Below are 19,853 nucleotides of genomic sequence, written 5' to 3' on the forward strand. Positions count from 1 at the left end.
CTTGTTAGTTCGTTAACGAGGCGTTTTTAAACGGATGAATACTCATTTCTATCGCATAAAATAACTGATCCATTTCTTGGCGAATGTGATTGTCAGAATAAAAATAAACGGTCCAGCCTTTTCGTTGTAGAAATCGTGCTATTTTTCGCTCGTTTGCAGGTTCTTGTTTCCGCATTAAAGCAATTCGATAAGGGACTAAAGCGACATCGATTGAGACATGATCAATAACATAATCAGGTGAGGCGTATAATCCTCTTTCTCTCAAATATCGGCACAACAGACGCTCGTTTTCCTGTTTACATAGTTCCCAATGATTGGTTACAACAACGAGAGATGCACGCTTCGGAGAATGAAAGAAGCGGGAAAAAAATTTGAGAGGATGAAGTTGAGATTTCCAATTGAGCTTTTTCTTTTGCATGTGAACACCACCTGATCTTACTATCCCCGATTTTTCAAATAATATAGCTGAATTCTAAAAAAACTTTTAAAAAGCAAAAGGTTGCTAGTTTAAAGATGAAAGCGGATACAGGAAAATACGACAAAATTTATTATCTAAAAAGGTGTTGACCAACTTCTTGAACAGGCGTATAGTAAGTTGCAATAATAATTAAACAAAAACAGTTGTATTTCTGGAGTGGAATAACCTTTAATCCTTTTGTGTAGTAAAGGGATCATTTGAAATGTTAGTACGGGGAGCGATTCGATGAGAAGCAATATGATAAAAAAAGGCATTGATCGAGCACCTCATCGTAGCCTTTTAAGAGCAGCAGGCGTTAAAGAAGAAGATATGGATAAACCGTTTATTGGGGTTTGTAACTCGTATATTGATATTATTCCAGGTCACATGCATCTAAATAAATTTGCAGAAGTGGCTAAACAAGCGATCATTGAAGCAGGCGGTATCCCGTTTGAGTTTAATACGATAGGTGTTGACGATGGGATAGCCATGGGTCACATTGGGATGCGATACTCTTTGCCGAGCAGGGAGATTATCTGCGATGCTGCGGAAACAGTTATTAATGCCCATTGGTTTGATGGTGTTTTTTACATCCCCAATTGTGATAAAATTACGCCTGGCATGCTGATGGCATCGGTCAGAACGAATGTCCCATCTGTATTTGTTTCAGGTGGTCCGATGGAAGCCGGTAGAACAAAGGATGGTCAAAGCTTATCGCTTGTATCGGTCTTTGAAGGAGTAGGCGCATTTACGTCAGGAAAGCTCACACGAGAAGAATTGTTGGAAATAGAACAACAGGCTTGTCCTACATGTGGTTCTTGCTCAGGAATGTTTACAGCAAATTCAATGAACTCGTTGATGGAAATGTTAGGACTTGCGCTTCCTGGAAATGGAACGTTGGTAGCCACTTCAACTGGTAGACATGAATTGATAAAGGATGCGGCAAAGCATTTAATGCACTTAATTGAAAATGATATTCGACCGCGTGACATAGTAACGGAAGAAACAATTGATGACGCTTTTGCTTTGGATATGGCGATGGGCGGTTCAACAAATACGGTTCTTCATACATTGGCAATTGCGAACGAAGCTGAAGTTGAATATGATTTAAGGCGAATTAATGAAGTAGCTGAGAGAGTTCCTTATTTATGCAAGATAAGCCCGGCATCAGATTATTCGATGGATGATGTTCATAAAGCTGGTGGCGTTGCTGCCATTATGAAGGAACTTATTGAAATGGGTGCCGTTAAAGGGGATCGGATTACGATTACCGGAAAGTCGCTTTATGAAAATGTGGCTCATGCGGAGATTTTAAATGATGATGTGATCAGGACTCGAGAAACCGCTTATAGTCCAGTAGGTGGCTTGTCGATCTTATATGGAAATCTAGCTCCAGATGGAGCAGTCATTAAGGTTGGTGCAGTTGACCCTTCGATTACGCAATTTACTGGAGAAGCGATTGTGTTTAACTCCCAAGAAGAAGCTCAAGAAGAGATCAATAAAGGTACAGTGCAAGCCGGTCAAGTTGTTGTCATTCGCTATGAAGGACCAAAAGGCGGGCCGGGAATGCCAGAGATGTTAGCGCCGACTTCTGCTATTCAAGGAAGAGGCTTAGGAACAAAAGTCGCTTTGCTTACAGATGGGCGTTTCTCAGGTGCATCAAGAGGCATTTCAATTGGGCATGTATCGCCTGAAGCAGCTGAAGGTGGACCAATCGCATTTGTTCAAAACGGGGATTTAATTTCTATCAATCTAACAGATCGTTCAATTGAGTGGCTTGTTAGTGAAGAGGAGTTTGCAAAACGGAGTGAAGGTTGGCAAGAACCGGAACCTAAAGTGAAGAAAGGCTATCTTGCGCGTTACTCAAAACTCGTTACTTCTGCTAACACAGGTGGTGTTATGAAAATTTAATAGAAAAAGCGTTGAAAAGGAAAAGTAGTTTAATACTTATTTTCAGAGAGCCGTTGTTCGCTGCAAAACGGTAATAAGTATTCAACGAAACTCACCTTGGAGTGTGGCTCTGAAAAATAGTAGGAGCACCGGATGTTAACCGCATCCGTTATCAAAACTAGCGAGCAATAGTTCGCTTAGAGGCTAACGTGTTTTGTTAGTGAAAAGGGTGGTACCGCGTGAAGACTTTCTCGCCCCTTGCTTTTGGAGAAGCATGGGGATAGGAAAGTCTTTTTTCGTTGGAAAATAAATGGAGGGAGTTATTAACAGGATGATTCACTCAACAGAAAAACCGGAGAAAACACTCGTTCAGCAAGAGCAAACTTTATTTACTGGTTCAGAAGTGTTGTTAAAGGCACTAGCAAAGGAGGAAGTTGATGTTATTTTTGGCTATCCGGGAGGTGCAATTTTACCGACTTACGATGAAATTTATAAGCTAGGAATTAATCACATTTTAGCAAGGCATGAACAAGGCGCAATTCACGCTGCTGAGGGTTATGCCAGAGTAACGAGGAAACCTGGTGTCTGTATTGTGACGTCAGGGCCAGGGGCAACGAATGTGGTAACTGGAATTGCCGATGCAATGATGGACTCTCTGCCAATGGTTATTATTACAGGTCAAGTTGGCACAAAAGTGATTGGTACCGATGCTTTTCAAGAGGCGGACATTCTTGGGATTACCATGCCAATCACAAAGCACAATTTTCAAATTCGATCCGTAGATGATATTGCGCAAACAGTTAAGGAAGCCTTCCATATTGCAACAAGTGGACGTAAAGGGCCAGTCTTGATTGATTTACCTAAAGATGTCTCACAGCAAAAGACGGTTTTTCGATATGATGAGCCACTGCATTTGCCGGGTTATCAACCGACATTAAAACCGAATAAACAACAAATTCGAAAGGTTCTGGAAAAACTTTCAGAAGCAAAAAAGCCAGTTGTTCTCGCTGGTGCAGGTGTTTTACATGCTAATGCGAGTGAAGAGCTGACTCAATTTATTGAACAAGTGAAGCTGCCAGTCGTAAACACTTTATTAGGTTTAGGTTCTTGCCCGGGAAATAACCAGTTTCATTTAGGGATGGCGGGGATGCACGGAACATACGCTGCAAACATGGCGCTGCATGAAACGGATTTATTGATTAATATCGGTTCTCGTTTTGATGATCGATTAACCGGAGTGTTAGAACATTTTGCGCCAGATGCAACAATTGTTCATATTGATATCGACCCCGCTGAAATTGGTAAAAACATCGCTGTTGACATTCCGGTAGTCGGCGATGCAAAAGCAGCATTAACGTTACTTTTAAAAGGAGGGCAGGCTACAAAGTTACATGATGAATGGCGAGAGCAAACGCAAAAGTGGAAAAAAGATTTTCCGCTATGGTTTAGACGTGAAGAAGAGGTCATCAAGCCACAAGAGCTAATTAAAAAGTTATATGAACATACTGGTGGAGAAGCTATTGTTACAACAGATGTCGGTCAACATCAGATGTGGGCAGCTCAATTCTTTGCTTTTAATAAGCCAGATCGATGGGTGACTTCAGGTGGTTTAGGAACAATGGGTTTTGGATTTCCAGCAGCAATTGGCGCACAATTAGCTAATCCGGATTTACCTGTTTTGGCAATTACTGGAGACGCAGGGTTTCAAATGACGATGCAAGAAATGTCAATCTTGCAAGAGCTACAGCTACCAGTAAAAATTGTCATTGTCAACAATGCGTCATTGGGCATGGTTCGACAATGGCAGCAACTCTTTCATGGAGAGCGCTATTCTCACTCTCTGTTTCCACTACAGCCTGATTTTAGTAAGTTAGCGGAAGCCTATGAAATTAAAGCTATAAAGGTAGAACAAATTTCTAAGCTAGATGAAGCGATAGGGGAGACTCTTAATCATCAGGGACCGGTTTTACTTGAAGTATGCGTTGCAAAAGAAGAAAATGTTTATCCAATGATTTGCCCAGGTCAAGGTCATCACTGTATGGAAGGAGTGGAACCTAGTTGAAACGGACTATAACGGTTTTAGTGCATAATCGTTCGGGCGTTTTAAATCGAATAACAGGGTTATTCGCACGAAGACAGTACAATATTGATAGCATAACGGTTGGTGTAACGGAAAACCCAACAATATCGCGAATGACCTTTGTCGTTATTGTCGATTCAATGCAAAATGTTGAGCAGGTGATTAAACAGCTTCATAAACAAATAGAAGTACTGAAAATAAAGGATATTACAGAAGAAGCAACGGTGGCAAGAGAGCTGGTACTTGTTCGGATAAGTGCTCAGGCTGAACAGCGTGGGGAAATTGCATCTTTAGCAGAGACGTTTAGAGCGCAAGCAATTGATATCGGGAAGGACTCAATGACCCTTCAAGTGACTGGACATACAGACAAAGTTGAAGCTTTTATTGAGCTGGTTCGACCCTACGGCATTCAGGAAGTGGCTCGTACAGGAGTAACCGCAATTAACCGCAGTGAAAAAGCAACAGAACATTCAAGGTTAACATTAATCTATTAAACATAAAAAAGGAGAGAATGAATATGGCTAAAGTTTATTATAACGGAGATGTAAATGAGAATGTTTTAAAAGGGAAGACGGTAGCAATCATTGGCTATGGTTCTCAAGGACATGCACACGCGCAGAATCTACGGGAATCTGGAGTAGACGTTGTTGTAGGTTTACGAGCTGGGTCTTCTTGGGAAAAGGCGAAGGAAGATGGGTTTCAAGTAGAAACGGTCCAAGATGCAGCAGCAAAGGCAGAAATAATTATGATTCTGTTACCTGATGAGCATCAGCCAAAAGTATACAAAGAAGCCATTGAACCTGAATTATCAGCGGGGAAATCACTTGTTTTTGCCCACGGTTTTAATATTCATTTTAATCAGATCGTTCCACCAAGTCATGTTGATGTATTTTTAGTAGCTCCAAAAGGGCCGGGTCATCTTGTGCGCCGTACGTATACAGAGGGAGCAGGAGTGCCAGCATTGATTGCTGTTTATCAAGATGCGACAGGTGAGGCCAAAGATTATGCGCTTGCCTATGCGAAAGAAATTGGTGCAGCTCGAGCAGGCGTCCTTGAGACAACGTTTAAAGAGGAAACAGAAACAGATTTATTCGGAGAACAAGCGGTCTTGTGTGGAGGTACATCAGCTCTTGTAAAAGCTGGATTTGAAACGCTTGTAGATGCCGGGTATCAACCAGAAGTTGCATACTTCGAGTGTTTACATGAACTGAAGCTTATCGTTGATTTGATGTATGAAGGTGGTCTTGAGTATATGCGTTACTCGATCTCTGATACGGCTCAGTGGGGCGACTTTCAAGCAGGTTCGAGAATTGTAACGGATCAAACAAAAGCTGAAATGAGAGCCATTTTGACGGATATTCAAAAAGGAACGTTTGCTAAGGGATGGATACTTGAAAATCAGTTAAATCGTCCTGAATTTAATGCTATTAACGAAGCGGAGAAAAATCATCCATTGGAGAAGGTAGGACGTGAATTAAGAGAAATGATGCCATTTGTTAAAGCCGCTAAACAGAAAGGAGTCGTTACAAGTGCGAAAAGTTAAGATCTTTGATACGACATTGCGTGATGGAGAACAAACACCTGGTGTTAATTTAAACAGTCAGGAAAAACTTGAAATTGCTTTGCAGCTAGAGCGTCTAAAGGTAGATGTAATCGAGGCCGGTTTCCCGGCCTCCTCCCCAGGGGATTTTCAGTCAGTAAAAACAATTGCAAATTCAATTAAAGACTCGTCAATTACTGGATTGGCACGAGCAAAAGAGAGCGATATTCAATCAGCTTGGGAAGCGTTAAAGCAAAGTGCAGAGCCAAGAATACATGTCTTTATTGCTACGTCACCTATTCATATGAAATATAAATTGAAACTTACACCTGATCAAGTAATTGAACAAGCGGTTCACAGCGTAAAGTTAGCAGCGCAAAAGTTTCCGCACGTACAATTTTCAGCCGAAGATGCAAGCAGGTCTGACTGGCCCTTTCTTGTTAAAGTCATTGATGCTGTCATTGATGCGGGTGCGACCGTTATAAACCTACCTGATACAGTGGGGTACACGATGCCAAGTGAAATTTCTAAATTATTTGACTATATTGGCCACAATGTATCTCAGATAGACAAAGCCATCCTCTCAACTCATAATCACGACGATTTAGGCATGGGCGTAGCAAACTCCTTAGCTGCAATTCAAGCTGGAGCAACACAAGTAGAATGCACAGTAAATGGGATTGGCGAGAGAGCGGGAAATGCGTCATTGGAAGAAATCGCTGTTGCATTGCATATTCGTTCTGATTACTATCAGGCGAGTTCCGGTATACATTTAAAAGAACTAAAGCGAACGAGTGCACTTGTCAGCAGATTAAGCTCGATGAACGTTCCGGGAAACAAAGCTGTTGTTGGAGCAAACGCATTTGCGCATGAATCTGGTATTCATCAAGACGGGATGTTAAAACACAAAGAAACCTATGAAATTATTACTCCAGAATTGGTAGGTGCGACATCCTCAGCTCCTTTAGGAAAACATTCTGGAAGACATGCCTTTAAAGAGAAGCTTAGTGAACTTGGATTTAACGGATCTGAAGAGGTGTTACAGCATATTTTCACAGCATTTAAAGATCTAGCTGACAAGAAAAAAGAAGTGACTGAAGATGACCTCTATGCCTTGATGACTGATGCAACAGATGACCGGTCTAAAACCACTTATGAAGTTGATGCTCTTCAAGTTAGTTACGGTACCAATCAAATGCCAACAGCAACGATTACCTTAAGCTTGCAGGAAGGTGAAGAACTAATCGAAGCGGGGACTGGTTCTGGGAGCGTAGAAGCCATTTATAATACACTGGCTAAAATGACAGGTCAGCATTATGCATTAACGGATTACAAAATCCAATCCATTAACGGTGGAGAAGATGCACTGGCAGAGGTTCACGTAAAATTACAGCATGAGGGCATTGAACAGTTAGGTAGAGGAGTTGCTCATGATGTGCTAGAAGCATCGGCAAAAGCATATATCCACGCAGTTAATCGAATGATTGCACGAAGAAAACATCAAGCTGGCGAAAAAACGAAAGTAGGCTAGGAGGTTAAGTAATGAAACAAATTGTTCTTTTACCAGGTGATGGAATTGGACCAGAAATTATTAGAGAAGCGAGGCGTGTTTTAGAAAGTGTTGCTCAAGCTTACGAACATCAATTCTGTTTTAAAGAAGCTTTAATTGGAGGTGCGGCAATTGATGCCACTGGTCAACCGCTTCCTCCAGAAACAATTGAAGCGTGTTTAACGAGCGACGCTATTTTATTAGGTGCGGTAGGTGGACCTAAATGGGATTCAATTGATTCCTCTATTAGGCCAGAGAAAGGTTTACTTGGGATTCGAAAGGAGTTAAATTTGTTTGCTAATTTACGACCTGTTCGAGTCATGAAGCCATTAATAAATGAATCTGCACTTAAGCCTGAAGTACTTGAGGGTGTGGATTTACTGATTGTCAGAGAATTGACGGGTGGCCTGTACTTTGGTCAGCCGAGTGAAAGAAGAACCGTTGATGGTGAAGATGGTGTTGTTGATACATTGGTCTACAAAAAATCAGAGATAAAGCGTATCGTTCATACGGCGTTTGAGGCAGCAAGAAAACGACAAGGTCGGGTTCTGTCTGTCGATAAAGCAAACGTTCTAGAATCGAGTCGCTTATGGCGTGAGACAGCGATAGAAGTTGGAAAAGAGTACCCTGACGTTCTTTTAGATCATATGCTCGTTGATAATGCGGCCATGCAGTTAATTCGTGAGCCGAAACAGTTCGATGTTGTTGTGACGGAGAATTTGTTTGGCGATATTTTAAGTGATGAGGCCTCGATGATTTCTGGTTCAATCGGATTACTTCCTTCCGCCAGCTTAAATGATCGTGGATTAGGATTATATGAACCAGTCCACGGTTCAGCGCCTGATATTGCTGGAACAAACACGGCTAATCCTCTTGCAGCAATTGCTTCTGCAGCGATGTTGCTTGAACATAGTTTTGGCTTGATTGAGGAGGCGCGGACAATCGAAACAGCGATAGAAACGGCGTTAATAAATGGCTACCGCACAAATGATTTAGCTTCTGATTCAAAGAAGGGTATTACAACAATCGAGATGACTGACGCAGTCATTCAATCTATTCAAAAAAAAGCGTACTTATCATAGGAAAGGATGGTCGTCATGAAGCAAACGATCATTGAAAAAATCTGGGCAAATCACGTCATTGTGGAAGAGAATGCAAAACCTAATTTACTTTATGTTGATTTGCATATGATACACGAAGTTACATCCCCACAGGCTTTTGAAGGGTTAAGGTTAGCAAATCGAACCGTCCGCAGGCCAGATAAAACATTTGCAACAATGGATCACAACGTTCCTACAAAGCATCGATTTCAAGTACAGGACCAAATTGCACAGACGCAAATGGACACATTAGCAAGTAATTGTCATGAATTTGGAATTGAAATTGTGGATTTGGAACATCCAGAAAATGGGATTGTTCATATTATCGGTCCAGAGCTAGGATTAACACAGCCAGGGCATATTATTGTCTGTGGAGACAGTCATACATCGACTCATGGTGCCTTTGGTGCAATTGCATTTGGAATTGGTACAAGTGAAGTTGAACATGTATTTGCAACGCAGACCCTATGGCAAAGTAAGCCAAAAACGCTAGAAGTGAAAGTAACAGGGCAGCTAGGCTTAGGGATTACCGCAAAGGACGTCATTCTTGCGATTATCTCAAAGTTTGGTGTAGATGTTGGAACCGGCTCGATCATTGAATTTACTGGTGAAGCGATTCGCGGGATGACGATGGAAGAACGAATGACGATTTGCAATATGTCCATTGAAGCGGGGGCTAAGGCAGGCATTATTAGCCCTGATCAAGTCACCTTTGATTATTTACAAGGCAGAAGCAAAGCACCAAAAGGGAAAGTATTTACTGAAAAAGTAAAAGCGTGGAAAACATTAGCGACAGACGCGGGAGCCTCATATGACAAATCGATCGAGATAGATGCCTCTGATATTGAGCCGATGGTTACATGGGGAACAAATCCTGGGCAGGGCCTTCCTATATCTAAAGAAGTACCGGATCCAGCTGAAGCAAAGTCAGAATCTGAACGACGGGCAATTACCCAAGCGCTTGAGTATATGGAGCTTGTACCAGGTACAAAACTCGACGCCATTCCCATTCAACATGTATTTATCGGTTCATGTACAAACGCACGTTTTAGTGATTTAAAAGCTGCTGCTGAAGTGATTCAAGGGAAAAAAGTAAAGGCAGGTGTGAGAGCACTTGTTGTGCCGGGATCCGAACGAATTAAGAAAAAAGCTGAGGACGAGGGGTTAGATCGGCTTTTTATTGAGGCAGGATTTGAGTGGCGCAGCTCTGGTTGTAGCATGTGTCTAAGCATGAATCCGGACATTGTCCCAGAAGGAGAAAGATGCGCATCTACATCAAACCGCAATTTTGAAGGTCGGCAAGGAAAAGGTTCGCGAACACATCTGGTAAGTCCGGCGATGGCAGCTGCCGCAGCAATTGCAGGTCGATTTGTTGATGTTCGTCAGTTGAAAGGAGCGGGTAATTATGCAACCAATTCGCGTTCATAGGGGAAAAGCTGTTGTACTTGACCGAGTTAATGTAGATACAGACCAAATCATTCCAAAACAGTTTTTAAAAAGAGTTGAGCGAACAGGGTTTGGGCAATTCCTTTTTTACGATTGGCGATTTTTAACTAATGGTGAAGAGAATCCAACGTTTGAGTTGAATCAACCTGAGGCTGAGGGAGCAAGCATTTTATTTAGTCATACAAATTTTGGCTGTGGTTCTTCCAGAGAACACGCCCCTTGGGCGCTATATGATTATGGTATTAAAGTTATCATTGCGCCAAGTTTTGCAGATATTTTTTATAACAACTGCGTGAAAAATGGCTTGTTGCCAATTGTCATTTCTGCTGATGAGACAAATGAATGGATGCGCTTAGTTAATGAAGGAACAAGAGATGTGACAGTAGATTTACTTAATCAGAAAATATCTTGTAAAGGAATGGAAACGTCATTCCATATTGACTCCTATTGGAGAGATATGCTTGTGAATGGTTGGGATGAAATAAGTTTAACATTAAAGTATGAAGAGCAAATTCGTGATTATGAAGAAATGCAACAAGGAAAGACTCTCTAGTTTGCTAGGGAGTTTTTATTAGGTTTGAGTTAAAAGGGATTAGGGAAGGAATAGCGAATAGAACAAATGAAACAAGTTGAATAGTCTTGGTAAGCAATGATACATTTAGGGAATAGAGAAAGCAGGCGATAGATATGTCGGATAACATCAATCAAAATAATAAAGTCATTCTATTCCCTGGGCTTGTAAAACGTTTAGTTGAAGAAGGAATGACGGAGCTAAAGGAGAAAAATGCTGAAAAAGCCTTGCACCTTTTTAAAGATGCTGTTTCCTATGAACCAAACCATCCTCAAGCTCGGTTTGGAAATGTATTAAGTTTAATTGAATTAAATCGGCAAGGTGAAGCGGTTGATCTGACAAAGGCATTATTAAATGAAGGTATTGGCGATTATTATGAAATATTACAAGTTCATGTATCGTTGCTCGTTCAGCTTTCAAGGTATGAAGAAGTCGTTTATTTATTGGAAACCGTTTTAAGTGAAAATCGATTACCCTCAAAAGATGCAGAAACATTTTATGAGTTGCTTCATTTTAGTAGACAAATGAGTGATTCAAAAGCGTATAATCAAAACTTGCTTGATCAAGATCATAAACAAGAGACAATTCTTGAGCTGAGAGCAGGTCTGCAGGCGACAAATGAGCCGGCAAAGTGGAAAGCTTTACAGACGGTAAAAGAATTAAACGTGCATGGTTTATTAAAAGAAGTTCGTAACCTAGTTCAAGATGAATACGTTAATCCCTTAATGCGAACGTTTGGATTGCGTTTATTAAAAGAATGGCATGATGAGGAACAGCTAACGTTTAATCGTGGAGACGACACATTGACGCTTGTCCCAACATCTCTTGAAGAGCCAGGTGAGCGACAATTAGACCGAGAAATTAGACAAGCATTGGAAAATCAGTTAGAACAAGATGATCCAACGCTATTGCAAATGGCCAAGCAACTGCACCATACATATCTTTTAATGACATACCCCTTTTTACCCGATTCAATGAACGCAAAAGCATGGGCATGTGCGTTTCACCTTGTTGCAGCGGAACAGCTAGGTTTAGATTCTGATGAAGCCAATATGGTTAGCTGCTACGGCTGTGAACGATTTGAAGTGCTTGCTGCCTCGGATGAGATTGAAGCGTTAGAGCAAGATATTTTACTTGAGTCACAGGAAAATAATCAGTGGTTTCATACATAAAAGATAAGAAATTTGTTTCGATTGAAAGATACAACCTTTATGTTATAATGGAATGGTTGTCAAAAACGTGATAAAGTAGTCTAGAATTGATTAGTTGGAGGGAATAATTATGTCTGCAAAATGGGAAAAAACAGAAGAAAATACAGGCGTCTTAACGATTGAAGTTGAAGCTGATAAAGTCAATGATGCTTTAGATAAAGCTTTCAAAAAAGTTGTTCAGAAAGTGAATGTACCTGGATTCCGTAAAGGGAAAATGCCAAGAGGTTTATTTGAAAAACAGTTTGGTGTTGAGTCTCTTTATCAAGATGCTATTGATATCTTATTACCAGATGCATATGCACAAGCGGTTGAAGAATCTGGTATTTTTCCGGTCGATCGTCCAGAAATTGACGTAGAAACAATTGGAAAAAATGAAGTTCTTATTTTTAAAGCAACCGTTACAGTCAAACCAGAAGTGAAATTGGGAGACTATAAAGGCCTTGAAGTTGAGGTACCTTCTACAGAAGTAACAGATGAAGATGTTGAAGAAGAAGTTAAAAAACTTCAAGAACGTCATGCTGAACTCGTTGTAGTTGAAGAAGGCGAAATTCAAGATGGGGATACAGCTGTTATTGATTTCGCTGGTTACGCTAACGGTGAAGCGTTTGAAGGTGGAACGGCTGAAAACTATTCACTTGAGATCGGTTCAAACTCATTCATTCCAGGTTTTGAAGAGCAGTTAGTTGGTTTAAAATCAGGTGAAGAAAAAGATGTAGAAATTACGTTCCCAGAAGAATATCATGCAGAAGATCTTGCTGGACAACCTGCTACTTTTAAAGTGAAAATCCATGATATTAAGCGCAAAGAACTTCCTGAACTTGATGATGAGTTTGCAAAAGATGCAAATGATCAAGTGGAGTCAATGGACGAACTAAAAGCTGAGCTACGTAAGACGCTCGAAGAACAGAGTAAAATGGACTCAGAAAATGCTGTTCGCGATGCATTACTAGAAAAAGCGGCAGATCAAGCTGAAATCAATGTACCTGACGCAATGGTTACGACTGAAACAGATCGCATGTTACAGGAGTTTGGTCAGCGTCTTCAGTCTCAAGGAATGAACTTGGAGATGTACTTCCAATTCTCTGGGCAGACAGAAGATGACATGCGTGAACAGTTTAAAGAAGATGCAAGCAAGCGCGTTCGTGTGAATCTTACGCTAGAAGCGATTTCTGAGAAGGAAGATGTTCAAGTTTCAGACGAGGAAATCGATGAAGAAGTACAAAAAATGGCTGATATGTATCAACGTTCAGCTGATGAAATCAAAGCGTTGCTTTCAGCTCAAGGTGGCCTAGAGAACGTAAGAGGCGACTTGAAAATGCGTAAAGCAATCGATGTTCTAGTTGAAAATAGTAAAGAGGCAGTTGCTGAATAAGTAGAATTGGTACGGGTTTAAACCCGTACTTTTTCTTTTTATTAACAGGCATGTTTTTGTAAGATCTTCATAAGGTAAGTATGATCGCTTCTGTTTCTGAACAAAATGGTACTGTAATGAAAAAGGAGGATTTCAGCGCAATTACTTGAATTGTACAAGAGGCATAAGTACAATAATATAAAGAAACGTTTATAAGCTTTCTTTTACGGCAATAAGAGTTCATACATAATGGTGCAAATTTCTAGAGTGTTGATTCGGTCTATGCTAAAATGATTTGACGTTAGTTATTATCACAAGTTGGTATCTACTTGAGCTAAAAAAAGAGAATATCCTGTAAGGGGTGAGGTCATGTTTAAATTTAATGAGGAAAAAGGACAATTAAAATGTTCTTTCTGTGGGAAAACCCAGGACCAAGTTAGAAAATTAGTAGCTGGCCCTGGCGTGTATATATGTGATGAGTGTATCGAACTCTGTACCGAGATTGTTGAAGAAGAGCTAGGAACAGACGAGGAAGTTGAGCTTGAAGAAATTCCTAAGCCAAGTGAAATCTGTGGAATTCTTGATGACTATGTGATTGGCCAACGTGATGCAAAGAAATCATTAGCTGTCGCGGTTTACAATCATTACAAGCGAATTAACTCAATGGCTCGCTCTGAAGATGTAGAGCTTTCTAAAAGTAACATTACAATGATTGGTCCGACTGGTAGTGGTAAAACGTTACTTGCACAAACGTTAGCACGTATTCTAAACGTACCTTTCGCAATAGCCGACGCGACATCTTTAACTGAGGCTGGTTATGTAGGGGAAGATGTTGAAAACATTTTGCTTAAACTCATTCAAGCAGCTGATTATGATGTCGAGAAAGCAGAAAAAGGAATTATTTATATCGATGAGATCGACAAGGTTGCTCGAAAGTCGGAAAATCCATCAATCACTCGCGATGTATCGGGTGAGGGTGTTCAGCAAGCTTTGCTGAAAATCCTTGAAGGGACTACAGCGAGTGTGCCGCCACAAGGTGGTAGAAAGCATCCTCATCAAGAATTCATCCAAATTGATACAACAAATGTTCTCTTTATTTGCGGTGGCGCATTTGATGGAATTGAACAAATCATTAAAAGTCGTTTAGGTAAAAAAGTCATCGGATTTGGTTCAAACGAAGGAAGTCAAGATGAGTTAAAGCCTGGCGAATATTTATCAAAAGTGTTGCCTGAAGACTTGCTTCGCTTTGGCTTAATTCCTGAGTTTATTGGTCGATTACCAATCATCTCAAGTTTGACGCCACTCGATACGGACGCGCTAGTTGAAATTTTAACAAAGCCAAAAAATGCTCTTGTTAAGCAATATCAAAAATTGCTTGAGCTTGATGAAGTTGAGTTAGAGTTTACAGATGAAGCGTTAAAAGAAATTGCTAAAAAAGCGATTGAGCGAAAAACAGGAGCAAGAGGTCTTCGTTCCATTATTGAGGGCATTATGTTAGATGTAATGTTTGACTTGCCATCACGCGAAGACGCCGTTAAATGTATCATCCATGAAGGCTGTATTACTGAAAATGCTGCACCGATTATTAAATCTGCTGATGGAACTGAACTTTCTCTTGATAAACCAAAAGAAAGTGCGTAAATGGATTGACCCCCTTTTAGCTTAGGCTAAAAGGGGGTTTTTTTGCTGTGTAGCAAGCTGTTCAGAATTGGAAATAATGAGCTTCTAAGATTAAGACTAATGAGTAAGCTGAAGGAAATACTAACAGCATCATACATCAGGAGGTCATAAAATGGGGTTTACAACCATTGCATTATTTATTCAGCTCTTTTTTGGAGTCATTATAGGGGTTTATTTCTGGAACCTCTTAAAGAATCAACGCAGTCAAAAAACATATATTGATAAAGAATCAAAAATTGAATTAGAAAAAATGCGTAAATTGAGAGCGGTACGATTGTCTGAGCCGCTAGCAGAAAAAGTTAGACCAAAGCAGCTTGCAGATGTGGTTGGGCAAGAGGATGGACTAAAAACATTGCGGATGGCTATTTGTGGACCGAATCCACAACATGTCATCATTTATGGACCACCAGGTGTAGGGAAAACGGCAGCTGCTAGATTGGTTTTAGATGAAGCAAAAAGAGGAGGAAATTCGCCTTTTCAATCGACAGCTGTTTTTGTTGAACTAGATGGAGCAACATCACGGTTTGATGAAAGAGGGATAGCTGATCCATTAATTGGCTCTGTACATGATCCGATTTATCAAGGGGCGGGCGCTATGGGGCAAGCTGGTGTACCGCAACCAAAGCCCGGGGCAGTTACAAAGGCCCATGGTGGTGTTCTTTTCATTGATGAAATTGGAGAACTGCACACAATTCAACAAAATAAATTATTAAAAGTTTTAGAAGATCGAAAAGTTTTTCTGGAAAGTGCTTACTATAGTTCAGAAAACGATCAAATCCCTTCGCATATTCACGATATATTCAAAAGGGGCTTACCGGCTGATTTTCGGTTGATCGCTGCAACTACAAGACAACCAGAGGAAATGCCACCGGCCATTCGTTCGCGCTGTTTAGAGGTATTCTTCAGAGCGCTTGATCCGAACGAAATTAAAGAAATTGCAAATCGAGCAGCAGAAAAAACGTCAATGGTTTTAGCTGAAGAGGCTGCTGCAAAGATAGCTTCTTATGCAACAAACGGTCGGGAAACCGTTAATATTGTTCAAATTGCTGTTGGAGTTGCTAGGTCAGAGAATCGAACAACAATTACTGTTGCTGATGTAGAATGGGTCGTCCATTCGAGTCAACTATCTCCGCGTCCGGAACGAAAAATCCATGAAGAACCTTTGATTGGTTTAGTAAATGGACTTGCGGTGACAGGGCCCAGCAGCGGTGCTCTGCTGGAAATTGAAGTACTTGTACAAGAAAGAGCTGGTCAAGGTGTGTTAACCATTACGGGAATTGCTGAAGAAGAGCAGTCGGGATCCCAAGTACGATCAATCCGAAGAAAAAGTATGGCTCGCTCGTCTGTTGAAAATGTTATTTCCGTTTTGAAACGAAAGGGTGTACCAACAGGAGATTATGATATTCACGTCAATTTTCCTGGAGGGACACCAGTAGACGGTCCTTCAGCTGGTATTGCAATAGCTACGGGGATTTACTCAGGGATTCATCAAATTCCTGTATCCAATCAGTTCGCCATGACCGGGGAATTAAGTATTCATGGTAAAGTCAAGCCAATTGGCGGTGTTGTTGCTAAAGCAAAAGCTGCAAAATTAGCGGGAGTTACAGATGTGATCATACCAAAGGAAAATGAACAGGCTATTTTAAAATCGATTGAAGGCATTACAATTCATAGCGTGACAACCTTTGATGAAGTGTTATCATTAGCGCTTGTTCAGGAAGAGGAGCCTAAAGAAGTCATACCTGCTCAAGCATACCAACCGACAAGAACCATCACAATCTAACTATTAGACAAAAGACGTTCATATAGGATAAAATGAATAGATGGATTAATCACTTAAAAAAGAGATAAACGTGGAGCGTCATTTGATTGAATGACGCTCTATCGTATGTGTTAATAACATATTCTCACAAATAGGATTAATTTAGGTGTTCGTGAGATAAACATAAACATACAGACAAACAAAAATATACATTTGATTATGGCGGAGGTGTTACGCGGATGGTTGATATAAATCAAGAACGACGAGTTCCGCTCCTTCCTTTGCGTGGTGTCCTCATTTTTCCTGGGGCAATCATGCATTTAGATGTTGGACGTGAAAAATCAGTTAAAGCTTTAGAAGAAGCACAAAACAATGATCACTATTTATTTTTGGCAACGCAAAAACAAACAACACAAGACGATCCACAAGAAGAGGATTTATTTAAAGTTGGGACGTTTGCAAAGATAATTCAAACTTCAAAACTAGCAAATGGGACCGTACGCATTCAAGTAGAAGGAAAGCAACGTGGAGAAATTAAGGCTTTAGTTGACCACGGAGATGTACTTGTTGTTGATGTTTCCTTGTATGAGCAAGATCAAAAAATGGACGTAGAAACTGAGGCGTTAATGCGGACGCTTGTTTCGATGTATGAGCAATTTGTTAAGCAATCTAAAAGAGCTTCTCAAGAAACGTTAACAACTTTAAAAGAAACGACTTTACCTGAACCTTTCTCTGACCTAATTGCCACAAATCTTACCTTAAAACTCGCGCAAAAGCAGGAATTGCTTGAGCTTATTCCAGTAAAAGAACGCCTTCATAAGCTCATTGAACTGCTTGGAAATGAGCAAGAAGTATTAGGGTTAGAAAAGAAAATTGGTCAACGAGTAAAACGTTCAATGGAAAAAACACAAAAAGAATACTATTTACGTGAGCAGATGAAAGCTATTCAAAAAGAACTGGGTGATCGTGAAGGTCGCACTGGTGAAATTGCAGAACTCAAAGAAAAGATAGAAGCTGCAGGAATGCCTGAACATGTTTATGAGAAAGCAATTAAAGAGTTAGGGCGTTATGAGAAAATGCCAGCTAACGCAGGTGAAAGCTCGATTTTAAGAAATTACCTTGACTGGATCATCCAGCTGCCTTGGTCGGAAGAAACAGAAGATCAATTAGACGTTAATCAAGCAGGAATTATTTTAGATGAAGATCACTATGGTCTTGATAAAGTAAAAGAACGTGTATTGGAATATTTAGCTGTTCGTCAATTGACGAATTCTATGAAAGGTCCAATTCTATGTCTAGCGGGCCCTCCAGGGGTCGGTAAAACATCTTTAGCGCGGTCAATTGCCCGATCATTAAATCGTAAATTTGTGCGAATGTCCCTCGGTGGTGTTCGTGATGAAGCAGAAATCAGAGGGCATCGTCGAACGTATGTAGGGGCAATGCCGGGTCGTCTAATACAAGGGATGAAACGCGCAGAAACGGTTAACCCTGTTTTCTTATTGGATGAGATCGATAAAATGGCTCAAGATTTTCGGGGTGATCCTGCATCGGCCTTGTTAGAGGTGCTTGATCCAGAGCAAAATAGCACGTTTAGTGATCACTACCTTGAAGAAGCGTATGATTTATCTAAAGTTATGTTCGTAACAACAGCAAACAACATCGGCACAATCCCTGCTCCTTTACTGGATCGAATGGAGATTATTTCGATTCCAGGTTATACGGAGCTGGAGAAAACGCAAATAGCGATTAATTATTTGTTGCCAAAACAGATGAAAGAGCATGGACTTACTAAGAGCATGCTGCAGTTAAAAGAGCCAGCTCTGAAAAAAGTCATTCGTTTCTATACCCGAGAAGCAGGGGTTCGAGGTTTAGAAAGACAACTTGCAACGATTTGTCGTAAAGCGGCAAAAATGATCGTAATGAAAGAAAAGAAACGTGTGACAGTATCAGAAAAAGCTGTTGAAGAAATGCTCGGAAAACCTCGGTTTCGTTATGGAATGGCAGAAGTTGAGGATCAGATTGGAGCGGCGACTGGTCTTGCCTATACTTCAGCAGGAGGGACAACACTTGCAATTGAAGTGTCAGCCGTTCCTGGTAAAGGGAAACTGACGTTAACAGGTAAGCTAGGAGATGTGATGAAAGAATCTGCTCAAGCTGCATTTAGCTTTATTCGCTCTCGTTCAAATCAGCTAGATATTGATCCAAGTTTTAACGAGAAAACGGATATTCACATTCATGTTCCTGAAGGAGCTACACCAAAAGATGGTCCATCCGCCGGAATTACGATGGCAACAGCGCTTATATCTGCCTTAACCAATCGAAAAGTTGATCGAGAAGTCGGGATGACCGGGGAGATTACATTAAGAGGTCGTGTGCTGCCAATCGGTGGTTTAAAAGAGAAGGCAATGAGTGCTCATCGTGCAGGAATTAAAACAATTATTATTCCAAAAGACAATGAACGCGATATTGACGATATTCCTGAAAGTGTTCGAAATGAGCTGACGATTGTTTTAGTTGAACATTTAGATGAGGTCTTAAACGTCGCTTTGAAAGAAGGCGAGTCATTAAAATGAAAGTTGTAAAAGCTGATTTAGAACATGTAGCGGTTAAACCAGAACAATATCCAACAACTCTTCTACCTGAATTAGCGTTAGCTGGTAGGTCAAATGTTGGGAAGTCATCATTTATCAACAAAATGTTAAATCGAAAAGGGTTGGCTCGGACATCGGGTCAACCAGGTAAAACACAAACTCTTAATTTCTATGAAATCAATGAAAAGCTCTATTTTGTTGATGTACCGGGATACGGATATGCAAAAGTTTCGAAGTCTGAACGTGCGGCTTGGGGACGAATGATTGAAGAATACTTGGCTGAACGTGAGCAGTTAAAGGCAGTCCTTCAGCTCGTTGATATTCGTCATAATCCTTCAGAAGATGATAAGCTAATGTATAATTGGATGAAGCATTTCGAAATTCCAGTGATCTTAGTTGCAACCAAAGCAGATAAGATTCCTAAAGGAAAATGGCAAAAAAGTTTGGCGCAAATTTCCAAAGCATTAGACAAAGATCCTCTTGATCCAATTTTAACATTTTCTTCGGAAACCGGTCATGGGAAGGAAGAAGCTTGGAAAACGATTACTAAGCAGTTAAAGGTTTAAACAAAAAAGCAGTGGAGCATTCCACTGCTTTTTTATAAAGTAAAGGAATGTCTATGTTT

At 40.6% G+C, this 19,853-nt stretch carries 15 protein-coding genes and 1 other annotated feature; of the genes, 14 read left to right on the forward strand and 1 reads right to left on the reverse strand.

The genetic code is table 11. The features are described 5' to 3' along the window. Window positions 1-4: 4 nt before the first annotated feature. Complete coding sequence (locus JOC54_RS08740) at window positions 5-418, reverse strand: hypothetical protein (protein WP_204465743.1); 414 nt, start codon at window positions 416-418, stop codon at window positions 5-7. A 285-nt stretch (window positions 419-703) separates the two neighbouring features. Between JOC54_RS08740 and ilvD the strand changes: the two genes are divergently transcribed. From ilvD to yihA, 14 genes are all read left to right on the forward strand, one after another. Continuing rightward, window positions 704-2,368, forward strand: coding sequence for a dihydroxy-acid dehydratase (gene ilvD, locus JOC54_RS08745; RefSeq protein WP_035419746.1), 1,665 nt, complete (start codon window positions 704-706; stop codon window positions 2,366-2,368). 2 nt (window positions 2,369-2,370) lie between these two features. Continuing rightward, window positions 2,371-2,609: a binding site (T-box leader), on the forward strand. A 69-nt stretch (window positions 2,610-2,678) separates the two neighbouring features. Continuing rightward, complete coding sequence (gene ilvB / locus JOC54_RS08750; protein WP_204465744.1) at window positions 2,679-4,409, forward strand: biosynthetic-type acetolactate synthase large subunit; 1,731 nt, start codon at window positions 2,679-2,681, stop codon at window positions 4,407-4,409. Next, entirely contained in the window at window positions 4,406-4,921 is a 516-nt protein-coding gene (gene ilvN, locus JOC54_RS08755; RefSeq protein ID WP_035419744.1) for an acetolactate synthase small subunit, read from the forward strand. Before ilvB ends, ilvN begins: the two co-directional genes overlap by 4 nt. Before the next feature lie 23 nt (window positions 4,922-4,944). Next, window positions 4,945-5,970, forward strand: a complete 1,026-nt coding sequence (gene ilvC / locus JOC54_RS08760) for a ketol-acid reductoisomerase (RefSeq protein ID WP_035419742.1) — start codon at window positions 4,945-4,947, stop codon at window positions 5,968-5,970. Further along, window positions 5,957-7,498: a 2-isopropylmalate synthase gene (locus JOC54_RS08765; RefSeq protein ID WP_204465746.1), complete on the forward strand. Its 1,542-nt coding sequence runs from the start codon at window positions 5,957-5,959 to the stop codon at window positions 7,496-7,498. Before ilvC ends, JOC54_RS08765 begins: the two co-directional genes overlap by 14 nt. Window positions 7,499-7,509: 11 nt before the next feature. Then, entirely contained in the window at window positions 7,510-8,598 is a 1,089-nt protein-coding gene (leuB, locus tag JOC54_RS08770) for a 3-isopropylmalate dehydrogenase (protein WP_204465748.1), read from the forward strand. Between the two features lie 15 nt (window positions 8,599-8,613). Beyond that, the gene (gene leuC, locus JOC54_RS08775; RefSeq protein WP_204465750.1) at window positions 8,614-10,044 is read left to right on the forward strand and encodes a 3-isopropylmalate dehydratase large subunit; all 1,431 of its coding nucleotides are present in this window, start codon (window positions 8,614-8,616) and stop codon (window positions 10,042-10,044) included. Then, a complete protein-coding gene (gene leuD, locus JOC54_RS08780) occupies window positions 10,022-10,615 on the forward strand; it encodes a 3-isopropylmalate dehydratase small subunit (RefSeq protein WP_204465753.1) in 594 nt (197 codons plus the stop codon). Before leuC ends, leuD begins: the two co-directional genes overlap by 23 nt. A 134-nt stretch (window positions 10,616-10,749) precedes the next feature. Further along, a complete protein-coding gene (locus JOC54_RS08785) occupies window positions 10,750-11,805 on the forward strand; it encodes a hypothetical protein (RefSeq protein WP_204465755.1) in 1,056 nt (351 codons plus the stop codon). A gap of 109 nt (window positions 11,806-11,914) precedes the next feature. Continuing rightward, window positions 11,915-13,216 (forward strand): trigger factor, encoded by a 1,302-nt coding sequence (gene tig, locus JOC54_RS08790; RefSeq protein WP_035419734.1) that lies wholly within the window; start codon window positions 11,915-11,917, stop codon window positions 13,214-13,216. Window positions 13,217-13,564: 348 nt separating this feature from the next. Next, window positions 13,565-14,836, forward strand: coding sequence for an ATP-dependent protease ATP-binding subunit ClpX (gene clpX / locus JOC54_RS08795; RefSeq protein ID WP_204465757.1), 1,272 nt, complete (start codon window positions 13,565-13,567; stop codon window positions 14,834-14,836). Window positions 14,837-14,987: 151 nt separating this feature from the next. Further along, a complete protein-coding gene (lonB, locus tag JOC54_RS08800; protein ID WP_035419733.1) occupies window positions 14,988-16,658 on the forward strand; it encodes an ATP-dependent protease LonB in 1,671 nt (556 codons plus the stop codon). A 218-nt stretch (window positions 16,659-16,876) separates the two neighbouring features. Continuing rightward, on the forward strand, window positions 16,877-19,210 hold the full coding sequence (gene lon / locus JOC54_RS08805) for an endopeptidase La (RefSeq protein WP_204465759.1): 2,334 nt from the start codon (window positions 16,877-16,879) through the stop codon (window positions 19,208-19,210). Further along, the gene (gene yihA / locus JOC54_RS08810) at window positions 19,207-19,794 is read left to right on the forward strand and encodes a ribosome biogenesis GTP-binding protein YihA/YsxC (RefSeq protein WP_035419731.1); all 588 of its coding nucleotides are present in this window, start codon (window positions 19,207-19,209) and stop codon (window positions 19,792-19,794) included. The genes lon and yihA overlap by 4 nt, the downstream gene beginning before the upstream one ends. Window positions 19,795-19,853: the final 59 nt, after the last annotated feature.

The sequence above is a fragment of the Shouchella xiaoxiensis genome, assembly GCF_016907895.1.
Classification (GTDB): domain Bacteria; phylum Bacillota; class Bacilli; order Bacillales; family Bacillaceae_D; genus Shouchella; species Shouchella xiaoxiensis.

Bases quoted from the DNA above. Each gene is read 5' to 3' on its own strand.
- JOC54_RS08740 (WP_204465743.1), bottom strand. From the start codon at position 418: ATGCAAAAGAAAAAGCTCAATTGGAAATCTCAACTTCATCCTCTCAAA.
- ilvD (WP_035419746.1), top strand. From the start codon at position 704: ATGAGAAGCAATATGATAAAAAAAGGCATTGATCGAGCACCTCATCGT.
- ilvB (WP_204465744.1), top strand. From the start codon at position 2,679: ATGATTCACTCAACAGAAAAACCGGAGAAAACACTCGTTCAGCAAGAG.
- ilvC (WP_035419742.1), top strand. From the start codon at position 4,945: ATGGCTAAAGTTTATTATAACGGAGATGTAAATGAGAATGTTTTAAAA.
- leuB (WP_204465748.1), top strand. From the start codon at position 7,510: ATGAAACAAATTGTTCTTTTACCAGGTGATGGAATTGGACCAGAAATT.
- leuC (WP_204465750.1), top strand. From the start codon at position 8,614: ATGAAGCAAACGATCATTGAAAAAATCTGGGCAAATCACGTCATTGTG.
- leuD (WP_204465753.1), top strand. From the start codon at position 10,022: ATGCAACCAATTCGCGTTCATAGGGGAAAAGCTGTTGTACTTGACCGA.
- JOC54_RS08785 (WP_204465755.1), top strand. From the start codon at position 10,750: ATGTCGGATAACATCAATCAAAATAATAAAGTCATTCTATTCCCTGGG.
- tig (WP_035419734.1), top strand. From the start codon at position 11,915: ATGTCTGCAAAATGGGAAAAAACAGAAGAAAATACAGGCGTCTTAACG.
- clpX (WP_204465757.1), top strand. From the start codon at position 13,565: ATGTTTAAATTTAATGAGGAAAAAGGACAATTAAAATGTTCTTTCTGT.
- lonB (WP_035419733.1), top strand. From the start codon at position 14,988: ATGGGGTTTACAACCATTGCATTATTTATTCAGCTCTTTTTTGGAGTC.
- lon (WP_204465759.1), top strand. From the start codon at position 16,877: ATGGTTGATATAAATCAAGAACGACGAGTTCCGCTCCTTCCTTTGCGT.
- yihA (WP_035419731.1), top strand. From the start codon at position 19,207: ATGAAAGTTGTAAAAGCTGATTTAGAACATGTAGCGGTTAAACCAGAA.